This window comes from Paramylibacter kogurei (genome assembly GCF_002742285.1).
Classification (GTDB): Bacteria; Pseudomonadota; Alphaproteobacteria; order Rhodobacterales; family Rhodobacteraceae; genus Amylibacter; species Amylibacter kogurei.
In genome coordinates this window covers 90,063-113,406 of the sequence record NZ_MDGM01000003.1, presented here as the reverse complement: position 1 = coordinate 113,406, position 23,344 = coordinate 90,063, and the positions used below count along the sequence as shown (strand labels likewise).

The window sequence follows — 23,344 nt, the reverse complement described above, 5'->3', positions numbered from 1 at the left end:
CAATCTAAGAACGCGTACCGACAGGGTCAAGATGTTGTGCGTCGTTCAGCGCATTCATCACGATATCGTGGTGTAAATTCATCAGTTTCGCGTTTCGTGTCCACAAAATCGCCAATTCAATTTCATGTTGTGGATAAATCTGTTTGATCGCCACCAAATACGCACCCATTTGCGCGAGTATCCCAGCAGGCGTTTGTTCGGGATGCGCGGGCACAATGGCATTGGTTTTATAGTCAATCACCCAAAGTTTTTCGGGCGTCACAACAAGGCGGTCAATAATCCCATCCATTATCAACCCGTGGGCCCCCATCAATGGTGCGGTGATATTTACCTCTGCCAAAGAATTGGGAGCAAATAAAAATTCCAGCTCTTGTGCGGATGTCACCGCGATGGCCTCTTGGCAAAGTTTGGTAATCTCACGTTCATGCAAATCGTCATAACGCGTACGTAACAAATTTTCGCCAAATGCAAATTGCTCTCCGCGTGGAACACGAGGCAAATGTTCCAATAATAAATGAATTTGAGTGCCACGTTCCATGGCCTGTTCAACGCTTAAACCGTCATTTTCACCCGATAGCGCCTTTGCACCCGGCAGGCTGCTTGGGCTGATGGGTTGTGCGGGGCGGGGTAATTTTTTGGCAGTGGTTTTTGCCCAGATTGGCGGATCAATCTGTTGATCGTCGCTGTTTTCATCCGCTGTGCCAACGCCGTGCCACGCTTCATTGCAAACAGATTTAATATCGCCAAGCACTGGATGCGCAATCGTTTCCACAGGCATATGTTCCATCCCGCTAGAGATAAGTTCATACCAAGTTTCACCTGATTTTCCCAAATCACCAGCACCACAAATGATCAGCCAACTTTCAGCGCGGGTCAGCGCCACATACAACAGGCGCATCCGTTCGCGTGTATCCAGCGATTTTTGTGTTTGGCTCGCCGCCATTTGTGCTTTGTTTGCGTCATTGCTCAGTGTCTTCCAGCTGATCAAGCCGTTTTCCAGTGTGATAAGCTGATTGCGATCGCGTTGTTTTTCTTGCGCCGTATCTGGCAAAATCACGATCGGCGCTTCCAAACCTTTGGCGCCGTGAACTGTCATCACCCGCACAGTATTTCCCGCGCTGTCCATTTGGCGTTTGATTTGCATTTCATCAGACGCAAACCAGTGCAAAAATCCTGTAAGTGTGGGCGCTTCTGTTTGTTCGTATTGCATCGCTTGGTACAAAAGCTCATCAATCCCATCTTCGGCCTCTGGGCCAAGACGCGCGATCAGGTTTTGACGTCCGTTGTGATCGATCAATATGCGTTCGATTAAATCATAAGGGCGTTCAAAATCTGCTTTGTTGCGAATATCGCTGACAATTTTATGCGCGTTTGCGAATTGATCTGATTTGGTACGCAATTCTTGCCAGAGATATCCTTTACGCCCGTGTGCCAGCGAAAATAATTCGCCCTCGCTGATCCCAATGATGGGTGATCGGAGCGATTCTGCCAAAGATAAATCATCCTCTGCGGTCGCAGCGAATTTCAGCAATGACATGATGTCTTGTACTGCTAATTCTGCGCCGACCTCAAAGCGATCCGCGCCTGCAACCGGCACCATTGCAGATTTTAACTCTTTGATAATTGCTTTGAATAACGCGCCACGACTACGCACAAGAATGAGAAAATCGCCTGCTTTGACGGGGCGGATTTTATTATCAACTTCGATCAACTGACCGCTTTTGATGATGGTGGATATTTCGTCGGCAATTTGGCGCGCCAACAAAATGCGCGGATCATCAGGTGCAGGTGAATTATTAGGCTGATACCACGGATTTTCCGCAGGTTTTTCACCCTTTTCAATCACCGGCCATAAATCGATACGCCCTGCCATTTCTGATTTAAAAGCAATATGTTGCACATCGTTTTGAAATCGATTTTCCGGCAAGTTTTGAAACACATTATCAACCAATCGCATAATCGGTGCGGCGGATCGGAATGAATACAGCAAATCTTGGGATGCGAGCGGATTGTTTACCTGCGCAAGCTGAGTAGAAAAATGGTTTTTGATATCGCCAAATATGCGCGGATCAGCGCCCTGAAATGAATAGATGGATTGCTTTTCATCGCCGACAATAAACAACGTGCGCTGCGCATCATTTGCAGATTCTCCGCTGGTAAATTCTGCATGCAACTGTTGAACCACATCCCATTGTTGGGCACTGGTGTCCTGTGCTTCGTCGACCAATATGTGATCAATACCGCCATCCAGACGATATAACACCCAAGATGCCATGCTTGATTGTGTTAACAATTGTCGTGCTCGGTTGATGAGATCATCATAATCCAACAGGCCGGTTTGCATTTTATATGCATCAAACTGTTCCAAGAAAATGCCCGCAAACCGATGAAGCGCCTTGGTGCGTTGAAAGGACAAAAGAGATAAGCGTTGATCACGAACTGCTTCAACCATGCGCATTAAATCATTGATTTCATTCCTGAATGGATCACCTTTTTTAAGCGCTGCTTGTCCTGGAACCTTGTCAATTTTTGCACTAAATGGTCCAGTTGTCTTTGCCCCAGCACCGGTAAGCAATACGCTTTCAAGTTTTTGTAAGGCGTTGTTGGTATCGCTTGTGCTCAGCGCGGCTAGGATCGTTGGGGCATTTTTTATGTCTGTGACTCCACCACTTTCCATCAATTCAGCCAACTTCGAAAGGATTGCGCGGTTTTGATCTGTGAAAACGGCCGCAGATATCATTTCTAATGTTTCATCGCCAGACAGACCAAAATCATGGGGTTTCGGCTTGCGATTAAAATCATCTCGATTTTTAACAATTTCCGCTAGAAGTTCATCACTATCCGCGCCTGTAAAAAATTGGGCGAATTCGTCAAAAACGTTTTGAAATTCGCCTGATGCCATATTTTCTAAAATATCTGCGCAAATCTGTGCTTTTTGGCGATCATTCATCATTTCAAATTGGGGTGAAACGCCGGATTCAACGGGGAATCGTCGCAACAACGCGTCGCAAAAACTGTGAATTGTTTGAATTTTTAGCCCACCAGGCGTTTCCAGCGCACTGGCAAACAAAGTCCGTGCAAGACGAAGCTTGTCATCCGTCAAAACTTCTTTCGGTTCACCCAGTTTTAACAACGCGTCGCGAAGGTCGGATTCTTCCATCATCGCCCATTCGCCAAGGCGTTGAAACAATCGAATTTGCATTTCAGCGGCGGCCGCTTTTGTATAGGTCAGACAGAGGATTTTTTGCGGATCTGTACCGTGTAATAGTAGTCTGGCAACGCGATCGGTTAATACACGCGTTTTCCCAGATCCCGCATTTGCAGATACCCACGTGGATTTTGCAGGATCAGCCGCGCGAATTTGGGCGAGCGTTGCATCATCAAATGCGATCATGGCACTTCCTTTGGATCAGGGTCATCGGTAAGTTCCCATTCACCCTTGCGCGATAAGTGATCATAATCAGAAAAATCGTTTTCTGATAATAGCTTATCACGCGCAGTGAAACCTGTTTTGGTCAGTTTGTAGTTTGAAATCAATTGGCGAAATTCTTCCCACACCTGATCGATCGGCGGGCTATCTATGGGGATTTCACGGGTTTCTTGATCTTGATGCATGCCAATATATTCAAGATGAACAACCTTTGCTGAACCAAGGTCATCAAATTTACCTTTGCCCGCGATTGCCGCTTCTAACTGTAACTGTTTGTCAAAATCGGCAATCGATTTCGCTGTGGGTGGTTTGCCCGCTTTGTAATCGTAAATCGCATAATTTCCTGCGTCGTTCATGTCGATACGGTCCGCTTGAACCGAAAGCGTAAAATCCAGTTCAGCATCATAAAATTTACCACGGCGTTCCTGTGCGATCACGGTGCCAAATTTTTGTCGATCAACCTCGCCCTCTACAAACCATTGCGCGACACGTTGCAATCGCGCCAACCAAAGACGCTGCATCGCGGGCCATGGGACCTCTTTCGCCAAAACGGATTCGGCAAGATTTATGAAATATTCTGAATTTAATTTTTCTTTGTTTTCAATTGCTTCTGAAACGTAGTTCTCCAGAAATGTGTGTATGGAAATACCGCGTACCAATGCATCTGGTTCGCGTCCAACATCATCCAATTTGCGTAAACCAAGAACATGTTTTGCATAAATTGCATATGGATCGCGCACCAGATTTTTGATTTCAGTTACGGATAGCCTGTCTGGGCGCGCGGATGCTGGTGGCATTGGCGAAGGTCGTGTTGCACGCGGTTCGGTGTTTTCAACCCGATCAATCGCATTGGCAATCGCGATCCAATGGTTGCCACGCGATTGCATTGATTGGAATTGCGCATTACTTTCATCATCTATGCCTTTGATAAGGTTTGATAACCTTATCATCCAGCGCGACGCAACAGTCGGGGATTCATTGTCCCGTATTGCACGGGATAACACCACATTGGGTGATCCGATCGCCAGTTGAAAATCATGTGCCGACAACCCGATTTGCCGATCAGGAAGCGCGAGCCCAATTTGCCCGCGCATATTGCGATTTAGCCAAGGGTCGGGCGATGGTGTTTTGGGCCAAATTCCCTCGTTCAAGCCACCGAGAATGACAAGCTCGCTGCCTTGAACGCGCGCCTCCATCGTTCCCCATATGGAAATGAGCGGGTGCGCTTGGGTTGCGCCGCGAATTTCACCTTTGGATAATACCAAGCGTAGCAATGCGCGATATTCGGTGATGTTTAATATGCCGCCATATTTGGATTCTGCACTGAACTCTTGCCAAATTTTGCCGGCTTCGATCCCTGCCTCTTTGTCCCATAACGCACCTGTGGCGTCTTTATCCGCACCCCTTGATAATGTCTGCGCTAGCGTTTGGTGATCATGAATCCACTGCGTCAAATCACGTGGGGCGGCATTTTCAACCGTTTTGAATGCTGATTCCAGCCATGCAACCCATTGGATGCTCGCAGGATCGTTAAGTTTTTGCGCCCAATTACGCATGGTGTCGAAATTCACCTCCGGATCGCCACCGCGTAAAATTTTAAGCTCGATTTCACTGATCCGACGCTGGTGTTCGCCGCGGTCACCACCGCTATGGGTTAGCGGGTGTTTCAAAATTGCAAGCAGACGCTGAGGTGAAAGTTTTTGTCCCATCACATCGGCGGCCAAACGCAAAAACACACCCGGTGGCGACAGATCAAGCGGCTGACCAGCGCTATCATCAGGGATAATTCCCCAACGCCCAAGCGCAGTTTCAACACGACGTGTAAGATTACGATCGGGTGTAATCAGAACGGATTGCACGCCGTCTTCGGCGGCCTTTCGCAAACGTACCGCGATTGCCAATGCTTCCTCTTTGGGTGATTTTGCCTCTATAAAATCAATATTTATTGTTGAATTATAAATATTTGGCGAAAGTTTTTTACCCTCTTTTCGCCATTGATCGGTAACCGGTGCGGGCCGCAGGGCGAGCGAAACAAGTTCATTTCGATCAATATTAAATGGCGCTTTGTCATGCCAATGATCAATATCGGCTGGGTTCACTTTCAATCGGGTAAGTAGTTTTGCAAAACCGGCCTGTGGGTGATCAAGGGCAGAGTTGGATTTGCATAGGGTTTGCCAAACGCCAGTTGGCATATCCTTGTCAAAACCAGGTAATACAATTGCACCTAATGGCAAATTGGCAACCGCTTCCATGAACAACGCTGTGTGCCCACGCGAACCGGTAGAACCCGCAACGATAATGGGGTGGTTTGGTGGATTTTCGCGCCAATAATCTGCGTATGCTTGTGCAACATGATGTTGTCGGTCATTGGGGTCGGTACGGGCGTTTTCTGTCCAATGTGTTGCGATAATTTGCAAAAACTTTAACGAACGATTCCAATGTTCTGATTGGTTTTCCAGAACAATACCTTCAAGAGCGGAAAGCGGCACCGCTTCGCCTTGGAATTCATCCATCAACGCGGCCAATGCATCGGCCAAATCATAAGCCGCCGATTGCGGCGCAAGCGATGGGTCCGATTTGATCAATGCCTGAACCAGCTGACCCAATTGTAAACGCCTGCGCAACGCTGGCACTGGTTTTGGAAGCGAGATCGGCGCAAGCGGATCATTCGCCAAATCGGTGATCAATCGAATGCGGGGCAATAAACAGGCACCAGATTCGATGAAAAGCTGTTTTAATCTGCGCGCCGCGCGGGTTGTGTTCACGAATATTTCGATTGTCGCCAAATATTCGGGCGGCTTATCCGATGTTCTTTCAAGAAGTCCCGCAACAAAAGCGTTAAAAAAGTCTACTCCAATTGATTGGGAAAATACTCTTGGGGTTTTTGTTGGCTTAAACATGTTTTGCCAATTCGTTTTCTGCGGTGATGATGCCGTTGGGATGGCCGACATCCACCCATCCACCATGATGAACAACGCCATGTAAGCGATTGTTTTTTAACATTTCATCCCAAAGGATATTCAATGAAAAGCTTGTCTTATTGATGGATTGCAACATATCTGTTTTGATAATTTGTGCGCCAGAAAAAACAAATGGGGCGGTTTTTGATGTTCCACGGCGGCGTAAGGACCCGTGTTGATCAAGGAAAAAATCACCGGCACCAGCGTATTCTTGGGCGTTTTCCAATGGGATCAGCGCCAAAAGACCATCCATCGTTTCGGGATTCCAATGATCACGCAAAAGCGTTAATGGGTTTGCCCCAGTCCAAACCGCATCGGAATTAAGTGTGAAAACTGGATCATTTCCCAATATTGGCAATGCGTTTTTCAATCCTCCGCCTGTTTCCAAGATATCAGGAGCTTCACGAAGCGTTTTTACCTGCGTATTTTCCAAATGACGTTCAATTTGTTCCGGTAAATAGTGAAGATTAACCACGGTTGTTTTCACATCTGCCGCGTTCACCAAATCCAAGGCGTAATCAATTAGTGGTTTGTTGGATATTTTTATCAACGGCTTGGGCGTTGATTTCGTAAGCGCGCCCATACGCGTGCCAAAACCCGCTGCAAATATCATCGCGGCATCAGGCTTCATGATGGTAATCCACAAGTTTTTTCATTACAGATTCATTTGGCTGGGGCAAATTTTCTGCGACCCAATTTGCCAAATCGTGCAATGCTGGATGGGAAAGATCATGCATTAAATGGTTCCAAACGCGTTCGATGAGTTCAAGATATTGCACCTTGCCATCACGCGCGGCAAGCCGGGTAAACAAGCCAATGATTTTCAAATTTCGTTGGGCGCCAAGCGTGTGATACGCTTGGTTAAACGTGGATTCATTGATCCCTGATTGAGCAATGAAATAAGACTTCATTTCGTTTTGTAATTCGGGTGATGTATCGCGCCGCGCATCTTCGAGCAATGACACCACATCGTATGCAGGATGACCTGCAAGCGCGTCTTGGTAATCAAGCAAACCGACACGTTTTACGCCGCTTCGTTGTGGCAACCAAAGCAAATTTTCCGCGTGAAAGTCGCGCAAAATTGTACATCTGTCGAAAGGTTCGAGTGCATCTGTTGTATCTTTGATCAATGCGCGCAGCGTTGAAAATTGAGCGTCTAGTGGTTGGTTTCCTATTGTCGCGGGATAATACCATTCCAGCGCAAGATCGGATTCGCGTTGATATGTAGCCAGATCATAAGGTGGCAATGATTCACAGGACGCGTTTTTTTGAACCTGAAGCAATACGTCAATTGCGGCGCGGTACAGATCCATTTCCATTTCCGGATTTGTGCGGCACAAATTTGCAAATAAGTCATTTCCGAAATCTTCGATCAATAAAAAGCCACGATCAAAATTTGCCTTAAAAATTTTGGGAACCGAAACACCCGCATTGTGCAAAAGCGTGGTGACATCAGCGAAAATTTTAACCGGCAGATTTGTTTCAGGCGGTGCATCCATTAATATAGAAATGTCAGCATTATTTTCGATCCGCTCATACCTGCGAAAGGATGCATCAGCCACCAATGATGTGCGTGTCGCAGCACCCATTCCATTTGATTTCAAAAATGCGATAATTTCGGTTTCACGATTATGCATCAATTGGGTTTTCCAGTGTTTTTATTACATCGTGTAACATGTCATCCCATTTTTGATGTTGCCATTCCAGAACAACATTTCGCGTATTTTCATCACAGGTTTCAAGATGAACTTGCAATGCATGCGCTGCCAAATTTTCTTGGATTTTTTCGGGCCATTCGATCAAACAAATTGCATCACCGATGGAGTCTTCAAGACCAAGCTCGTCAATTTCATCAATTGATGTCAGGCGATAAAGATCGGCATGCCAAATTTCGCCCTGTGTCGTTTCATATGTTTGTACCAAAGTGAAAGTAGGCGAGGGAATATCTTCGTTTATTCCATCAACGGCCAGTCGCGTGGAAATTATTTGTCGTGCGAAATGCGTTTTGCCCGCACCAACATCGCCATATAACAAAATCGTATCGCCATTTTGCAATCGGCTCGCCAATTTTTGCGCAAGCGCAGTTGTCGCATCAACAGAATCCAAAAATAGCTTAATTTGCAATGTGACTGCCTCGTTACCCTTTGGGGTTACGATAACTGTGTGCAATGCGACGTGCAATCACGCTTTGGCAATAGATTTTTCATGCGTTTCGAAAACAGGGGGCTGTGCGCCATAAGCCTTGCGTTGAAATACGCAAAAGGTTTGGCCATTGATCAACGGGGTAAATGTTGCCTCTAACGCCTCGCCGGTTTTCAATGTTAAATCAGCAGTCCAAGTTTCTTTGTCATCCAGTTGAAAAACAAAATCACGCAAATCGCCAAAGGTTGGCGATGGCATACATTGTTCGGACCAAAATCGGCTTACGGCGATGATATCTGGGACAACCACAGAGCGGGAAAATTCCTTGCCCCATAATTTATCAAATTCTTGATTAGCGAATGCCATTTCGCCAGAGCGTTCAAACATAATCACCGCACAATCAAGTGCATCAAACGCGTTATAAAGATTATCAAGATGTGATCGATATTCACGTTCGACCAAGACCCGCCCCGATATATCTTCAAAATAGAAAGTCACGGCACCATTGGAATTGGGATAGGCGGAAACATTGTAAATGGAACCATTGGGCATGTTCCAATCATCTTGATATTGGAAATCTGGATCGTTGAGATCGCTGATAAATTCGGTGCGCCATTTGTTGAAATCGCGCGGTTCTGGCATTGCGCCGTGATAACGAAGTTTGCTTAAAAAATCTTCAATACTGGGCGAACTGGCAAGCCAACTGGGCGGGATATCCAACAGCTTTGTCAAAGCGGGGTTAAACATTGATAACCCGTGTTGTTGGTCGAATACGGCAATTCCAGTGGGTGAATTTGCAAAACTTTCAGAGATGTTTTCAACAAATCGTTGACGCTCGATCCTGGCATTTTGTACTGAATCTGCGGTGAGCGCAAAATAAAATTCTCGCCCTTCGTATTCAAATAGACAAATTTCATAGTCCCGCGCATCTGGTTGTGTGGGAATCGAGAGAGTTGCGCCAACACTTGGCCCGTTCAGAACAATCGGCGCATGTAAATTGAACGCATCAATGGTGAATTGATCCTTGCCCGACTGTTTCCACAGAGACAGATGATTTTCGTTCGCCCAAAAAACTTTACCATCCAGCTCGCACCAAATGGAAATGGGCAATTTATCCGCAAGTTTGGTAATATTGTCAGACTGCGTTGATTGATTTTGACGAATTAGAATCGCACACATACTCGCAATAAGTGCCAGTGTCGCCAACAACGAAAGATTGGAAATTGTCAGATCGGAAAGAATTTTAGGTCCTCTGTGCGTTTTTCATTCATTAACTGATGAAATATTAACGAACAGTTAACCTTATATCTCAAACCGTTGATTTTCACCCAAAACCTTGGATTGTGTTTCAATATTGGCACGTGCCCATCGGACGGTCACGATTGCACCTACGGCGTCTTTCATCAAAGCCAAATTTGGCGGTGTTTCGGGGGTGTTATTTGTTTCGTTACGCGCATTCGAAAACGTAAGTTCCGCACCCGATCGTTCCAAGAGTGTTTTTGCAATGAACAATCCCAATCCCATGCCTTCGTATTCCGGGCGTTTTTGTGCATTTTGTTTTTTACGTGAACGTGATCCCAAAAATGGATCACCGATACGGTGGATCAGTTCGGCTGAATAACCTTTGCCATCATCACCGACCAAAATGCGAATGGAATTTTCGGTCCATATGGTGTGTACCCAAACCTTGGATTGTGCAAAATCCACGGCGTTTTGCACCAAATTCCGCAGGCCGTGAATCACCTCTGGATGGCGTTGTACCAAGGGAACGCCGAACAAATTTCCTTGTTCAATTGTGCCATTGGACAGATAAATAATCTCTTTGCCGCGGCCTTCGTGTGGTTCTGCGGCTTCGCGCAATATGCTGGTGACGGGGGCTGATTTAAGATGCAAATCATCCTTACCCGTGCGACCCATGTCCTTTAGGATTGTGCTGAGCCGATCTGCTTGGCTATGAATGAGTTGCATATCTTCTAGCATATCAGGTGAATCTGACAGCTCGGATTGCAATTCGGATGACACCAATTTGATTGTTGCAAGGGGTGTGCCCATTTCATGTGCCGCTGCGGCCACAACACCACCAAGCATCGACAATTTATATTCGCGATCCAGCGCCATTTGCGTTGCGGCCAACGCTTGTGACATGGAAAATGTTTCCATTGTCACGCGCCGCGCATATGCCGCCAAAAACACGATACCAATCACAAGTGCTGTCCAATTTCCCCAGTGGAACAAATCGGGCAAGGTAACAAATTCGCCGCTGTTGGTCATTAATGGAACATATGCAATTGTTATGGTTGTAATCGACAATACCGCCAATGTGCCAATGGCAATCGTGGCTCGTAACGAAAGCGCAGTGGCGGAAATGGTTACGGGTGCCAAAATGAGCAGGGCAAACGGATTGTTGATCCCGCCCGTGAGGTACAACAATATCACAAGCTGACACAGGTCAAAAACCAGGGTCAGCAGGGTTTCGCGTTCTGAAAGCCGTTTATTCGCAGGCAGAACGAATAACGAAATCAGGTTCAACAAAACAGATGACCCAATCGCCAATGCGCAAAGCCCGACATTCAACGATAGATCTAACAAAAACACAGCAACGATCATTGCCAGTGTTTGACCCGTAATTGCCAGCCAACGTAAAATGATCAATGTGCGCAATCGCACCCATTCGCTTCTGGCGGAACGATTGAACAAATCAGGTTGTTTAACTGGCATCATGTCCCCTAACGCGATTGTGACGATATGGCCGCTTGCGCTTTGTCGTCAAACGCTAGATCAAATTCACAGGATTTGCCAGAAAGAGAGAGACGTTATGTCAAAGAATTATGCGATATTGGCCGCATCGGTTGTCACCATTGGTTTGGCGGCGGGGGCTGGGTTTGTGTTGCTCGGTAAATCTGGTGATCAATGTTCCGACTCTGCAATTGCGGGGGGTGCGGCTGCGATTGGCGGGCCGTTTACATTGGTAAATCAGGCCGGTGAACAGGTCACAGAAAAAGATGTCATCAAAGATTATAGCCTGATCTATTTTGGCTACACATATTGCCCTGATATTTGTCCGTTGGACACGGCACGCAATTTGGAGGCCGTGGATATATTGGATGCACGGGGGATTAAAATCGACCCTGTGTTCATTACCATTGATCCCGCGCGTGACACGCCACAGGTTCTGGCAGACTATGCCGAAATCATGCACCCACGTTTGATTGCCTTAACAGGGTCAGAGGAACAAATTTCCGCAGCGTCCAAAACCTATAAAACCTATCGCGCCAAAAATGGCGAAGGTGATGCGGATTATCTGATGGATCATTCAACATTTACGTATTTAATGTCGCCATCTGGTTTTGTTGACTTTTTCCGTCGCGAGGCAACACCCGAAGACATGGCAGACAAGATTGCATGCTATACCAAAGGATAGCGATGATCTATTTGACCAATGTGATGCTTGCACTTAAAAAGGTGCGACAGCCACATTAGGACATAGCAATGACGGATCGTGAATTGACAGATATTGGGCCTGATACATCCCTGCTCATTTTGGATGATGACGAACCGTTTCGCCGCCGTTTGGCACGCGCCATGGAAAAACGAGGTTTTACTCCAACCGCACTTGAAAGCGTCGCCGCTGGGCGTGCGTTTTGCACTGCAACGCCACCTGCCTATGCGGTTGTTGATCTGCGACTCGAAGATGGCAATGGCTTGGATGTGGTCGAAGTGTTGCGTGAAAAACGACCGGAGGCAAAGGTCATTGTGCTTACGGGATATGGTGCGATTGCCACCGCGGTTGCGGCAGTGAAAATCGGGGCGACGGATTATCTTTCAAAACCTGCCGATGCCAATGATGTAACAAATGCATTGCTGGCCACTCCAGGGGACCGCCCGCCGCCACCTGAAAATCCGATGTCTGCGGATCGGGTGCGCTGGGAACATATTCAACGTGTGTTTGAACTTTGTGATCGCAATGTTTCGGAAACGGCGCGTCGTTTGAATATGCATCGGCGAACACTGCAACGTATCTTGGCCAAGCGTAGCCCGCGTTAATCGCGGTTAGATTCCACCGCCGCGCGGCGCAGCCATTTTTGAAACACACGTAGCGCCGGCGTTTCCCGCCCAGAACGCGTGACCATATAATATCCCAACCCATCATCACGCAGGGCACATATTTTTGCCAGCTCACCCGATTGAATTGCGGGTGTAACCAACGCTTGAGGTTGAAGCGACATCCCCAAACCAGAACGCGTTGCAGCGAGTACAAGTTCGCTTGTGTTCAACATGCTGACCTTACAGTCACGCAAATCGATCCCTTCGTTTTCGACCAAGGCTTTGCGCTCTAACATATGGCTTTCAAATAACCAGGTCAGATCACAGACATCATGCAAGGTTTTGATTTTTCGCCCCGCCACCAGATCGGCACGGGCGACAACGATGATATTGCCACTGGTTAAATGTTCGGATTCCAACCCTGCCCAATCGCCATTGCCAAATCGAATACCCATATCAAAACCATCTTTTGCCAAATCCACCAATTGCGTTGTCGGGCTGAGATTCACCGTAATGTCTGGATGCGCCGCCCAAAATTCCCCGATGCGCGGCATAAGCCAACTTGCGGCAAAGGCAGGTGTGATCGAGATATTCAGCGGGCGCTGTGTATTATGGCTGTGCAATGTTTCCACCCCATCCGCGATAAGCGAAAAGCCATTTGCCAAACTATCGGCAAGCGCGCGCCCCTCTGCGGTTGCCACCATGCCCCGTCCGCGCCGCATCACCAATGTTTGCGCGAAATAGTTTTCTAAGGCACGCACATTTTGCGCAATCGCTGCATGGGTCACGTTAAGCTCTTGTGCAGCGCTTGAAAAACTGCCGAGCCTTGCAGTGGCTTCAAATGCGCGCAACCAAGATAACGATGGTATCGTTGCCCAATCCATATGTTAGTTTTCCTTACATATTGAAAATCTTATAAACTCGATCCAACCCTTAAATCGTGTCACAAATGATTCAACGAAACAAGGAAAGGAAAATAAAATGTTAGGAATTTTTTCAAACGCGTTCAGAATTGCAAGCCGCACAGAACCACAAAATTCGCAAAATAAAACCGAAGACTACTATTCACAAATGCGTCGTTACCGAAACGCAGAAAAGGCGGAACGCGATCAGGCACGCCGCCGGTTGGATCGCGCATATTTGCAAACATTCTGGTAAAATCGCCGGGCGCTTAAACGCTGTCGATTAAATCATGAAATACTTCTAAAAATTGTCCCTTCACCTCCATCGGGGGGTGGGGGCGCAAATTGCGATTGGGTAAATCTTTCAGCACGGGTTTGCCGAATAATTTGTCGGCCTCATCGCTGCTAAACCCTGCCAATTGCACGGCTTCAAGCCATGCCGAAAGCGTATCCGCGCGTTTGATTTGGCGCTTGATCAAATCAGGAATTTTTGCAGGCAGCCCAAATTTTTGATGGATGGCGGCGGTGAGGCGATCATCCATCTCTTTATAGGCGGGGCCAACCGCGCTTTTGACGGGGCTGATCATATCGCCGATAACATATTCTGGCGCATCGTGCAGCAACGCAGCCAATCGCCATTTGCGGTCTATACGTGGATTCAATCGGGTGAATAACTCGGTCACAAAAACCGAATGCTCTGCAACCGAATATGGATAATCGCCGTGTGTTTGCCCATTCCAACGCGCCACAAACGAAAGCCCATGCGCGATATCTTCGATTTCAATATCCAGCGGGGATGGATGCAATAAATCCAAACGCCGCCCAGATAACATGCGCTGCCATGCGCGTTTACTTGTCATAATCAAATGTCTCGTAGTCGTTAAAGTGTTTCTTTAAATTTGGACAAATGCTCCGCTGGGCATTTCGAAACGATGATTTAAGCGCCGCTTGAACTTGTTTTTGCCGTTTAAATTCCATGTTTCGCGCTTCAAGCCTTTGTCGATAATTCTTGCCCTACTTGCCGATTGACTATCCTAGTGATAGGCAGCAAGCAAGATTGTTAATCCCCATATACGGTAGAGACCATGACACAAGATTACATTGTAAAAGATATTTCTTTGGCGGAATTTGGCCGCAAAGAATTGGATATCGCAGAAACAGAAATGCCAGGCTTGATGGCGTTGCGTGATGAATACGGCGAAAGCAAACCATTAAAAGGTGCGCGCATTGTTGGCTCATTGCACATGACAATTCAAACCGCAGTGTTGATTGAAACGCTGGTGGCACTGGGCGCGGATGTGCGCTGGGCATCTTGTAATATCTTTTCAACCCAAGACCACGCAGCGGCATCCATTGCGGCGGCTGGTATTCCTGTGTTTGCAATCAAAGGGCAAACATTGGTTGAACATTGGGATTATTTGGATCGTTCATTCATGTTCCCAGATGGTGCGAATTTGATCCTAGATGATGGTGGTGATGCGACATTATATGTGCTGCTTGGCGCACGTGTGGAAGCAGGCGAAAATGATTTGATCGAGGTCCCAACATCCGAAGAAGAAGAAGCAATTTTTGCGCAAATCAAGAAACGTATGGCGGCCAGCCCCGGTTGGTTCACCAAAACACGCGACGCGATCCAAGGTGTTTCAGAGGAAACAACAACAGGCGTTCACCGTCTGTATGATCTTTTCAAAAAGGGTCAATTGCCGTTCCCTGCAATTAACGTGAATGATTCCGTGACCAAGTCGAAATTTGATAACAAATACGGTTGTAAGGAATCGCTGGTTGATGGCATTCGCCGCGCAACCGATACGATGATGGCGGGTAAAACTGCTGTGGTGTGCGGGTACGGTGATGTGGGCAAAGGTTCGGCCGCATCTTTGCGCGGTGCAGGTGCACGCGTCAAGGTGACAGAGGTTGATCCAATCTGCGCGCTACAAGCGGCAATGGATGGTTTCGAGGTGGTCACATTGGAAGACGCCGTATCCACCGCCGATATTTTCATCACCACCACTGGCAATAAAGATGTCATTCGTATCGAGCATATGCGCGAAATGAAGGATATGGCGATCGTGGGCAACATCGGCCATTTTGACAATGAAATCCAAGTGGCTGCGTTGAAAAATCACAAATGGACCAATATCAAAGATCAGGTCGATATGATCGAAATGCCATCTGGCAACCGTATGATCCTGTTGTCGCAGGGGCGTTTGTTAAACCTTGGCAATGCGACGGGTCATCCGTCTTTTGTGATGTCTGCATCATTTACGAACCAAGTTTTGGCACAGATCGAATTGTGGACTAAAGGCGATGAATATAAAAACGAAGTGTATATTTTGCCCAAACATCTGGACGAAAAAGTTGCACGCCTGCATCTGGATCGCATTGGTGTGAAGCTGACCGAGCTGTCCAAAGAACAGGCCGATTACATCGGTGTCACACCTGTTGGCCCATTCAAGCCAGAACATTATCGTTATTAATAAATTGAATTGCTTTAACGCTTAAAAGGCGCCCGCGATTTGCGAGGCGCCTTTTGTATTTTGAGTGGACAATTCGTACGCTGGCACAGTTACGAACCGGTGCATCAAGGGCAAGCTGAGCAGCAGATATAGATATGGCGTGCTGATCGAAATATTTGTCACTGCGAAATACGCAATTGCGGCAATCAAAAACAAGCGAGCCTTTGCGATTAATATATACGCAGCGATAAGTGGAAAACTTGTAACCCCAAAGACATAAATCATTACCGTTGCAAGGCTGGATAGTCGTTCGATTTCTGTGTCTGCTGTTGCCGATAGAAATTCGAAATTTACATCTATGTCACCAGGTGTGGGGAATGCGTGGGGTAAGAAACCTGATTGCCAAGCGCTGGCAATCGGAGCCAAGGCGCGCGCAATTCGGTTTGAAAAACTTTGGTCCTGCCAAATTAAATCGAAATCACGTGATACATCGCGCAACAACACGCCCATGCGTGTGTCTGTTTGAATAATCGCAAAATAAAAAACAGCTACGCCCAACAGGGTAATCGCCACAATATGGATTTGATCTTGGCGCAAATTTGCCAATACCAAGATCACCACAAGCGGTGCAATTGCGGTTAATGACCCCGAAGCAAGTGCCAGTAAACACGACAATATCACCCAGAAATATGACTGATGAAAATGCAGCAACGCAACGACAAAAGCCAAAGCAATCAAGCCAAGATACGAGGGTTCAGACGTAAACGATGTCATCCCACGCGCAAAGCTGCTGCGCTGGTTGGAAACAATATTGTGAAGCGTGTTTGGGACGATGATTTCCAAACACAAACCAATCAGATAAATGATGATGGCACATTTGATAGCCCACAGAAACGAGCCACGATCCTGTCGGGCAAAGAATGCGATCGCAATTGGAAATGTAAACAATGCCAAGGTGTTTACCCCTGCACCAAGCGCGATACCTGCACCGCCAGTGATTATCGCAACGAAGAGCACGCTACCAGAAAACGGCATTACCCCGTCATCCAAAATTTTAAACGCGATATACCCCGCCAATGCGATATAAAAATGTGGCTGAATATCCGAACCAAGCGGACTTGTTTGAATATAGGGTAGTAACGCGGCAAGAATTACAAATCGTGCAAACATCTATGGATTTTGTTGATGGGTTTCGCTTGCGGCCATCAAATCCAATTCGTCCTGAACGCTGAACCGGGGTGTCCAATCACAATTGTCACGCAAATATTGATCATTAATGCGAAGATCATCACAAAGACGCTGCACTGCCTTTCCAATAATCGGAAGTTTTGCAGCAATCTGAAACACTGGCCTTGGAACATTGATCAATCGCGGCGCAACCCCATAGGCATTTGCGATTTTTTTAACAAGATCGGGTGTTGAAACAGGTTCACGATCACAGACCAGAACAGGATTGTGCCACTGTTTAGTATTCAACGCCAAGGCAACAAGCACATCGCAAAAATTTCGCAGACCAATCATATCGCGCATGTTGGTTATGGTGCCAAATGGCAATGGCCTTTGCGATTTAATGTGGTCCACCAATTGGCGAAATTTGCCACCCACGTTTTGCCCGTAAATAATCGGAGGCCGCACGATTATCAATTGAATACCTAGCTGTTTTGCACGGGCGCGCAGCGCAGTTTCAGCGTTGTATTTCGACGTTGCATATGCGCTTGCAGGGTTTGGTTTATCATCCCATGAAAATGGCGATTGACCTGATGTAATGCCATTGATCCCAAGTGTTGAAACAAAGATCATTTTTTGACCGCCCGCAATGGCAAACCCGTTCAGCGCAGACACCGCCGCCGCACAGTTTGCAATATTATATTCATCGTCAGAGTATGATTGTGTTTGGTTACCAAATGGTAAATAGGCCGCTAAGTGAATGTAAACCTGCGCACCCTTTAGGGCATGATGCCAATCGGCATCGGTGCAATTCATCAAATCTGGGCATTGCCGTTCTCCATCTGCGCCAACGCGCGACAACGCAAGTGGTGTCGCGTCTTTGTGTTGTTCCAATGCTTGTGAAAGCCCAATTCCAACCATGCCGTTTGCACCAGAAAATGCGATTGGAACGGAATTGCTCATTTGTCAGAGAACGCGTTTATCGTCGGGGCTTTGGTGCGCACAAAAGTTGAAAAAATGATTTGAAGATCTAACAGAGCATCGCGGCGTTGAATATATTCTTGATCAGCGATGGCCAGTTTTTCATGCGTTGACATATCAATGCCATTGACCTGTGCCAGACCGGTTATGCCAGGTGCCACATCAAATATGTGATTTTCGCGTCGCACCGCCGCCAATGTATTTTGGCTCGGCAATCCGGGGCGCGGCCCAACCAATGACATTTCGCCGCGAATAACATTTCCAAGCTGGGGTATTTCATCAAATTTGGTTCGCCGCAACACCTTGCCAATTTTGGTGATATTCTCACCACCAACAACATGGGTTGGATGATCACCCGTTCCCACATACATCGTACGAATTTTATAGAGCGAAAACGGTTTTTCATTTTTGCCCAAACGCGTTTGACGAAAAATCGGAGCACCACGCGATTCCAATGAAACCGCGATGCAAATCAAAACAATGATTGGTAAAGCGATCAAAAACAGCGGCACGGATACCGCCAAATCAAAAACACGCTTTTTCACTCAATTCACCTCTCGCTGGTCGGGCAGATTATTAGCATTGTTTTGACTGCCAAAGGTAATATAGGCGTTAATTTCTGAATGTAAAATACTGATAAATTCAACACAAAAAATCCGTGGGTCAGGCTCATAAAAACCGTGGCTGGTGATATGATTTTGTTGCCCGTTTTGCGTCATTCAAACCTGTATGCGTCTTTTGTAAGTGACGGTTTTAACTTTTGCTGAATTGAACACGCATGTTCCAAATTCGGGGAATTACAAAAAACTTCCGCTCAAATTTTATGCAAAATACATGCCCGACGAATGTCCGCCATTTGTCCCACGCGTGCCACACGGATGTCATACACTGAGATTCGCATAAAAAAACGGCGCAAATTTTGCGCCGCTTCTTGTCCGTCATCCTGAAAAAATGCGTTATGTGCGCACGAGTTTTTCATAGGATTCTGCGATGTCACGCGCCATTGCGCCGACTTCAAAATTGTAATCACCGATTTGCCCAACAGGGGTGACTTCGGCGGCTGTCCCTGTCAGCCAGCATTGTTCAAACCCTTCTAATTCTTCGGGCATGATGTGGCGCACATGGGTTTTGATGCCTTTTTCTTTCAGCATATCAATCACCGTTTGGCGCGTTAATCCGTTCAGGAAACAATCGGGGTCAGGCGTGTGGACCTCGCCGTTTTTCACAAAGAAAAGGTTTGCACCCGTTGCCTCTGCGACGTAACCGCGATGATCGAACATCATGGCATCAGAACAACCCTTTGCCTCGGCCTGATGTTTGGCCATGGTACAGATCATATAAAGGCCGGAAGCCTTTGCAAAACAAGGAATTGTTTCGGGGCTTGGGCGTTTCCATTTGGAAATATCCAGCTTCGCACCCTTCATTTTTGCATCACCATAATATGCGCCCCATTCCCACGCGGCCACGGCCATGCGCACAGGGTTTGCTTGGGATGCGACACCCATATCGTTACCTGATCCACGCCAGGCCAAAACGCGCACATATGCATCGGTTAAACCATTGGCCTGCATCACTTCGTATTTTGCGGCTTCGATTTCATCAACAGTGTATGGAATTGGCACATCAATATATTCGCCAGATTTCAACAGGCGTTCGGAATGAAGACGGCTTTTAAAGATTTTACCGTTATACGCACGTTCACCCTCAAACACAGATGATGCATAGTGCATCGCATGGGTCAGCAAGTGCACATTTGCATCGCGCCAATTCACCAGTTTTCCGTCCATCCAAATTTTACCGTCACGATCATCATAAGCACCGGCCATGGTATCCTCCTAACAAGATAACTTTATAAATATTTCGCAATTAGGGCCGCTTCGGTCATAATATTGCGCAAAATCAAGAATCAGCTAGCATTTGATTCTTGGAATGTCAACAATACTGACATAAAGTGATGAAAAACAGGGCAGGATGAAAACGATGCAAGATGGCAATGTTACCAGCGGCAACCACGGCGAGGATCTTTTGTTCCTTACGGATGATAATCTGTTGCAGGGGATCGAGCTGATGTTTTTCGCATACAAGGGTTTTACATCCGATCCTGATCGAATTTTACAAAATTATACTTATGGTCGCGCACATCATCGTGCGGTACATTTTATTAACCGCAAGCGCGGTATCACCGTGAATAATTTGCTGGATATTTTGGGCGTCACGAAACAGTCATTGAACAGGGTCTTGCGCCAACTCGTAGATGATGGTCTGGTAGAAAGCCGTGTTGGTACAAACGATCGACGCCAACGTAATTTATACCTGACCCAAAAGGGTAAGGATTTGGAACAAGAATTGTCCGATGCGCAGCGCGTGCGTATGCGTGCGGCATTTCGTGATGCTGGCCCTGATGCGGTGCGCGGGTTTCGCGCTGTGTTGGAAAATATGATAGACCCTGAAATGCGCAAACGTGTGCAAGGTTTGAAAGGATAATGATGGATCAACCAGATGCACATATTTTGATTGTTGACGATGACGAACGCATTCGTGGGTTATTGCAAAAATTCTTGGCGCGACATGGATATTGGGTCAGTGCGGCGCGCGACGCAGCACATGCGCGTCGATTACTGGAAGGGTTGGAATTTGATCTGATCGTGATGGATGTCATGATGCCAGGCGAGGATGGTGTAACCCTGACGCGAAGCCTGCGCGAAACGCTGACCACTCCAATTTTGTTGCTGACTGCCAAAGGTGAAACAAGTGAACGGATCATGGGATTGGAAGCAGGGGCAGATGATTATTTGACCAAACCGTTTGAACCCAAGGAATTGGTGTTACGGATCAACGCAATCTTGCGCCGAATGCCCGCAGATGAACAACGCGATGAACCGCCAAAGACGCTTCATATGGGTGAAATTCGTTATGATATTTCGCGCGGTGAATTGTGGCAGGGTGAAACGCTTGTACGCCTGACTGCAACAGAGGGTGCGTTAATGCGGATTTTTTCCGCTATGCCTCACAGCCCTGTCAGCCGCAACAAATTGGTCGAAGATTTGGCGCGCGATGGCGTCACCAGCCAAGAGCGCGCGGTGGACGTACAAATCACACGTCTGCGCCGTAAAATAGAGGCCGATCCAAAAGCGCCGCGATATCTGCAAACCGTGCGTGGGGCCGGTTATATGCTAGCACCCGATTAAATCATGACAACGGCATTGATCACCCATCCTGATGGATTGAAACATGAAACGCCACAGGGTCATCCCGAACAGGTGGCGCGGTTGCAAGCGATTTTTGATACGCTGGGTGCGGCAGAATTTGATGGGCTGTTGCGATGTGACGCTGAAATGGGAACGGATGAACAGGTGTTGTTGGCGCATCCTTCCACGCATTTGAATGCGATCAAATCTGCGTCGCCACAAACAGGTACGATTTCGCTTGATGCGGATACGCATATGTCCGCGGGAAGCTTGACCGCCGCCATGCGCGGTGTCGGTGGGATTTGCCAAGCTGTGGATATGGTCATGTCAGGTGATGCTGGCAATGCATTTTGCGCCATGCGCCCACCAGGGCACCATGCAGAAAAAACAACGCCAATGGGGTTTTGCTTATTTGGCAATGTTGCAATTGGCGCAAAATATGCGTTGGAAAACTACGGCTTGAAGCGCGTGGCAATTGTCGATTTTGATGTGCATCACGGCAATGGCACACAGGATTTGATCTGGGATGACGAACGCATTTTGTTTGTATCAACCCATCAAATGCCGCTCTACCCCGGTACGGGTTATGCCCATGAAACAGGTGCGCATGGAAATGTGCTGAATATTCCAATTGATACGGGTGCAACGGGTGCGGCGCTTCTTGGGGCAATGAACGATCAGATATTGCCTGCATTGATCGCGCATCAACCAGAAATCTTGTTCATTTCGGCTGGGTTTGATGCGCATCGCGATGATCCATTGGCGGGTTTAAACTTTGAAACAGAAGACTTTGCCATTGCAACGGGAAGCCTGTGTGATTTTGCACGCGATCACTGTTCGGGTCGCCTTGTATCAACATTGGAAGGCGGGTATGATCTGCGCGCATTGGCACAGTCTTGTGCCGCACATATTCGTGTTTTGATGGAGTACAGTAAATGACACAAACACCCGTCGCAGAAATGTCGTTTGAACAGGCGATGCAAGAACTGGAAACATTGGTGACACAGCTTGAAGGCAGCCAAGTCGCACTGGACGATTCTATCAAACTGTATGAACGCGGTGCGGAATTGAAAAAACATTGTGAAGAAAAACTTAAATCCGCCGAGGAAAAAGTCGCAAAAATCACCTTTGGTGCGGATGGTAAACCAAACGGCCTTACCGCCGCGGACGAGTAATCAACGTGTCAGAAGAATTCATCGCCAAGTTAAAAGAAACCGCGCAACAAGTTGAATTGGAATTGGATCGTATCCTGCCAACGCCTGATGGCAATCCATTGGGTGAACCCATGCGCCATGCGGTTTTGAATGGTGGTAAACGATTGCGTGCCTATTTGGTGATGGAAAGTGCCAAAATGTTTGGCGTGGATAATAAAAAGGCGGTCGCCGTCGCATCTGCGATTGAATGCATGCATGCCTATTCATTGGTGCATGATGATTTGCCCTGTATGGATGATGATGATCTGCGCCGTGGACAACCCACCGTTCACGTGAAATGGGATCAGGCAACCGCCGTTTTGGTGGGCGATGCATTACAAACATTCGCATTTGAAATTCTGGGTGGTTTGAACACCAGCGCCGAGGTGCGCGTAACCTTGATGACTACCTTGGCCAAGGCCGCAGGCGCAAATGGCATGGTCTTGGGACAGGTTCAGGACATCGCCGCAGAAACCGCACGTAAAAAATTGAACCTTGAGCAAATTGCACAATTGCAAGCCAATAAAACCGGTGCATTGATCGAATGGTCGGCCACCGCGGGTGCGATGATCGGGCGCCAATATATTGGCCCGTTGGTTGAATATGCTGCCGCATTGGGGCAGGCATTTCAAATTGTTGATGATATTTTGGATGTTGAGGGTGATGCAAGCACCGCAGGCAAGCGATTGAAAAAAGACGCCGCCGCGGGCAAAGCCACGTTCGTGTCACTGTTGGGGCTGGACGGCGCCAAATCCCGCGCCGCCGAATTGATTGAAACGGCGAACGGTGCACTTGCCCCATATGGTGCATCTGCAGATCCGCTGCGTCACGTCGCCCAATTCGTTTTACATCGCGACATGTGATAGTATCCGCAAAACCAA

General features: G+C 47.4%; 22 protein-coding genes. 9 read left to right on the top strand and 13 right to left on the bottom strand.

Going from position 1 to position 23,344, the window contains the following annotated elements; translation table 11 throughout:
• Positions 1-4 precede the first annotated feature (4 nt).
• The 7 genes from addA to regB all read right to left on the bottom strand — a co-directional run bounded on the left by addA (position 5) and on the right by regB (position 11,250).
• Positions 5-3,394: a double-strand break repair helicase AddA gene (gene addA, locus BFP76_RS01180; RefSeq protein WP_099591343.1), complete on the bottom strand. Its 3,390-nt coding sequence runs from the start codon at positions 3,392-3,394 to the stop codon at positions 5-7.
• Entirely contained in the window at positions 3,391-6,330 is a 2,940-nt protein-coding gene (gene addB / locus BFP76_RS01175) for a double-strand break repair protein AddB (RefSeq protein WP_165775624.1), read from the bottom strand. The genes addA and addB overlap by 4 nt, the downstream gene beginning before the upstream one ends.
• The gene (locus BFP76_RS01170; protein WP_099591341.1) at positions 6,323-7,021 is read right to left on the bottom strand and encodes a nucleotidyltransferase family protein; all 699 of its coding nucleotides are present in this window, start codon (positions 7,019-7,021) and stop codon (positions 6,323-6,325) included. Before BFP76_RS01170 ends, addB begins: the two co-directional genes overlap by 8 nt.
• On the bottom strand, positions 7,011-8,027 hold the full coding sequence (locus BFP76_RS01165; RefSeq protein ID WP_099591340.1) for an aminoglycoside phosphotransferase family protein: 1,017 nt from the start codon (positions 8,025-8,027) through the stop codon (positions 7,011-7,013). The genes BFP76_RS01170 and BFP76_RS01165 overlap by 11 nt, the downstream gene beginning before the upstream one ends.
• The gene (gene tsaE, locus BFP76_RS01160; RefSeq protein ID WP_099591516.1) at positions 8,020-8,514 is read right to left on the bottom strand and encodes a tRNA (adenosine(37)-N6)-threonylcarbamoyltransferase complex ATPase subunit type 1 TsaE; all 495 of its coding nucleotides are present in this window, start codon (positions 8,512-8,514) and stop codon (positions 8,020-8,022) included. The genes BFP76_RS01165 and tsaE overlap by 8 nt, the downstream gene beginning before the upstream one ends.
• Before the next feature lie 57 nt (positions 8,515-8,571).
• Positions 8,572-9,642 carry a PAS-domain containing protein gene (locus BFP76_RS01155; protein ID WP_165775623.1) on the bottom strand — a complete coding sequence of 357 codons (1,071 nt, stop codon included), beginning with the start codon at positions 9,640-9,642 and terminating at the stop codon, positions 8,572-8,574.
• A gap of 192 nt (positions 9,643-9,834) precedes the next feature.
• The gene (regB, locus tag BFP76_RS01150) at positions 9,835-11,250 is read right to left on the bottom strand and encodes a sensor histidine kinase RegB (protein ID WP_099591338.1); all 1,416 of its coding nucleotides are present in this window, start codon (positions 11,248-11,250) and stop codon (positions 9,835-9,837) included.
• Between the two features lie 97 nt (positions 11,251-11,347).
• Between regB and BFP76_RS01145 the strand changes: the two genes are divergently transcribed.
• Positions 11,348-11,953 carry an SCO family protein gene (locus BFP76_RS01145; RefSeq protein ID WP_099591337.1) on the top strand — a complete coding sequence of 202 codons (606 nt, stop codon included), beginning with the start codon at positions 11,348-11,350 and terminating at the stop codon, positions 11,951-11,953.
• Positions 11,954-12,021: 68 nt separating this feature from the next.
• Positions 12,022-12,576, top strand: coding sequence for an ActR/PrrA/RegA family redox response regulator transcription factor (locus BFP76_RS01140; protein ID WP_099591336.1), 555 nt, complete (start codon positions 12,022-12,024; stop codon positions 12,574-12,576).
• Here BFP76_RS01140 and BFP76_RS01135 read toward each other — a convergent pair.
• Positions 12,573-13,460 carry a LysR family transcriptional regulator gene (locus tag BFP76_RS01135; protein WP_099591335.1) on the bottom strand — a complete coding sequence of 296 codons (888 nt, stop codon included), beginning with the start codon at positions 13,458-13,460 and terminating at the stop codon, positions 12,573-12,575. The genes BFP76_RS01140 and BFP76_RS01135 overlap by 4 nt on opposite strands.
• 97 nt (positions 13,461-13,557) lie before the next feature.
• Here BFP76_RS01135 and BFP76_RS14595 point away from each other — a divergent pair, with 97 nt between their 5' ends.
• Positions 13,558-13,734 (top strand): hypothetical protein, encoded by a 177-nt coding sequence (locus BFP76_RS14595; protein WP_165775622.1) that lies wholly within the window; start codon positions 13,558-13,560, stop codon positions 13,732-13,734.
• Between the two features lie 13 nt (positions 13,735-13,747).
• On the opposite strand, the gene BFP76_RS01130 is transcribed toward BFP76_RS14595, so the two are convergent.
• Positions 13,748-14,338: a YfbR-like 5'-deoxynucleotidase gene (locus tag BFP76_RS01130; protein WP_099591334.1), complete on the bottom strand. Its 591-nt coding sequence runs from the start codon at positions 14,336-14,338 to the stop codon at positions 13,748-13,750.
• A gap of 225 nt (positions 14,339-14,563) precedes the next feature.
• Between BFP76_RS01130 and ahcY the strand changes: the two genes are divergently transcribed.
• Entirely contained in the window at positions 14,564-15,955 is a 1,392-nt protein-coding gene (ahcY, locus tag BFP76_RS01125) for an adenosylhomocysteinase (protein ID WP_099591333.1), read from the top strand.
• A 21-nt stretch (positions 15,956-15,976) separates the two neighbouring features.
• On the opposite strand, the gene BFP76_RS01120 is transcribed toward ahcY, so the two are convergent.
• From BFP76_RS01120 to BFP76_RS01105, 4 genes are all read right to left on the bottom strand, one after another.
• Entirely contained in the window at positions 15,977-17,104 is a 1,128-nt protein-coding gene (locus BFP76_RS01120) for a hypothetical protein (RefSeq protein WP_099591332.1), read from the bottom strand.
• Positions 17,105-18,064: an NAD-dependent epimerase/dehydratase family protein gene (locus BFP76_RS01115; RefSeq protein WP_099591331.1), complete on the bottom strand. Its 960-nt coding sequence runs from the start codon at positions 18,062-18,064 to the stop codon at positions 17,105-17,107.
• Positions 18,061-18,627, bottom strand: coding sequence for a sugar transferase (locus tag BFP76_RS01110; protein WP_099591330.1), 567 nt, complete (start codon positions 18,625-18,627; stop codon positions 18,061-18,063). The genes BFP76_RS01115 and BFP76_RS01110 overlap by 4 nt, the downstream gene beginning before the upstream one ends.
• A 411-nt stretch (positions 18,628-19,038) precedes the next feature.
• Positions 19,039-19,908: a branched-chain amino acid aminotransferase gene (locus tag BFP76_RS01105; RefSeq protein ID WP_099591329.1), complete on the bottom strand. Its 870-nt coding sequence runs from the start codon at positions 19,906-19,908 to the stop codon at positions 19,039-19,041.
• Between the two features lie 154 nt (positions 19,909-20,062).
• Here BFP76_RS01105 and BFP76_RS01100 point away from each other — a divergent pair, with 154 nt between their 5' ends.
• Genes BFP76_RS01100 through BFP76_RS01080 form a run of 5 tightly spaced genes read left to right on the top strand, consistent with a single transcriptional unit; the run spans position 20,063 to position 23,326 of the window.
• Positions 20,063-20,566: a MarR family winged helix-turn-helix transcriptional regulator gene (locus tag BFP76_RS01100; protein ID WP_099591515.1), complete on the top strand. Its 504-nt coding sequence runs from the start codon at positions 20,063-20,065 to the stop codon at positions 20,564-20,566.
• Between the two features lie 2 nt (positions 20,567-20,568).
• Complete coding sequence (locus BFP76_RS01095; RefSeq protein ID WP_099591514.1) at positions 20,569-21,270, top strand: response regulator; 702 nt, start codon at positions 20,569-20,571, stop codon at positions 21,268-21,270.
• A gap of 3 nt (positions 21,271-21,273) precedes the next feature.
• Positions 21,274-22,209 carry a histone deacetylase family protein gene (locus tag BFP76_RS01090; RefSeq protein ID WP_099591328.1) on the top strand — a complete coding sequence of 312 codons (936 nt, stop codon included), beginning with the start codon at positions 21,274-21,276 and terminating at the stop codon, positions 22,207-22,209.
• On the top strand, positions 22,206-22,445 hold the full coding sequence (locus tag BFP76_RS01085) for an exodeoxyribonuclease VII small subunit (protein WP_099591327.1): 240 nt from the start codon (positions 22,206-22,208) through the stop codon (positions 22,443-22,445). Before BFP76_RS01090 ends, BFP76_RS01085 begins: the two co-directional genes overlap by 4 nt.
• Positions 22,446-22,450: 5 nt before the next feature.
• A complete protein-coding gene (locus BFP76_RS01080) occupies positions 22,451-23,326 on the top strand; it encodes a polyprenyl synthetase family protein (protein WP_338064484.1) in 876 nt (291 codons plus the stop codon).
• The last annotated feature ends 18 nt before the right edge of the window (positions 23,327-23,344 follow it).

Coding starts and splice junctions, on each gene's coding strand:
- addA (WP_099591343.1), bottom strand. CDS start 3,394: ATGATCGCATTTGATGATGCAACGCTCGCCCAAATTCGCGCGGCTGAT.
- addB (WP_165775624.1), bottom strand. CDS start 6,330: ATGTTTAAGCCAACAAAAACCCCAAGAGTATTTTCCCAATCAATTGGA.
- BFP76_RS01170 (WP_099591341.1), bottom strand. CDS start 7,021: ATGAAGCCTGATGCCGCGATGATATTTGCAGCGGGTTTTGGCACGCGT.
- BFP76_RS01165 (WP_099591340.1), bottom strand. CDS start 8,027: ATGCATAATCGTGAAACCGAAATTATCGCATTTTTGAAATCAAATGGA.
- regB (WP_099591338.1), bottom strand. CDS start 11,250: ATGCCAGTTAAACAACCTGATTTGTTCAATCGTTCCGCCAGAAGCGAA.
- BFP76_RS01145 (WP_099591337.1), top strand. CDS start 11,348: ATGTCAAAGAATTATGCGATATTGGCCGCATCGGTTGTCACCATTGGT.
- BFP76_RS01140 (WP_099591336.1), top strand. CDS start 12,022: ATGACGGATCGTGAATTGACAGATATTGGGCCTGATACATCCCTGCTC.
- BFP76_RS01135 (WP_099591335.1), bottom strand. CDS start 13,460: ATGGATTGGGCAACGATACCATCGTTATCTTGGTTGCGCGCATTTGAA.
- BFP76_RS14595 (WP_165775622.1), top strand. CDS start 13,558: ATGTTAGGAATTTTTTCAAACGCGTTCAGAATTGCAAGCCGCACAGAA.
- BFP76_RS01130 (WP_099591334.1), bottom strand. CDS start 14,338: ATGACAAGTAAACGCGCATGGCAGCGCATGTTATCTGGGCGGCGTTTG.
- ahcY (WP_099591333.1), top strand. CDS start 14,564: ATGACACAAGATTACATTGTAAAAGATATTTCTTTGGCGGAATTTGGC.
- BFP76_RS01120 (WP_099591332.1), bottom strand. CDS start 17,104: ATGTTTGCACGATTTGTAATTCTTGCCGCGTTACTACCCTATATTCAA.
- BFP76_RS01115 (WP_099591331.1), bottom strand. CDS start 18,064: ATGAGCAATTCCGTTCCAATCGCATTTTCTGGTGCAAACGGCATGGTT.
- BFP76_RS01105 (WP_099591329.1), bottom strand. CDS start 19,908: ATGGCCGGTGCTTATGATGATCGTGACGGTAAAATTTGGATGGACGGA.
- BFP76_RS01100 (WP_099591515.1), top strand. CDS start 20,063: ATGCAAGATGGCAATGTTACCAGCGGCAACCACGGCGAGGATCTTTTG.
- BFP76_RS01095 (WP_099591514.1), top strand. CDS start 20,569: ATGGATCAACCAGATGCACATATTTTGATTGTTGACGATGACGAACGC.
- BFP76_RS01090 (WP_099591328.1), top strand. CDS start 21,274: ATGACAACGGCATTGATCACCCATCCTGATGGATTGAAACATGAAACG.
- BFP76_RS01085 (WP_099591327.1), top strand. CDS start 22,206: ATGACACAAACACCCGTCGCAGAAATGTCGTTTGAACAGGCGATGCAA.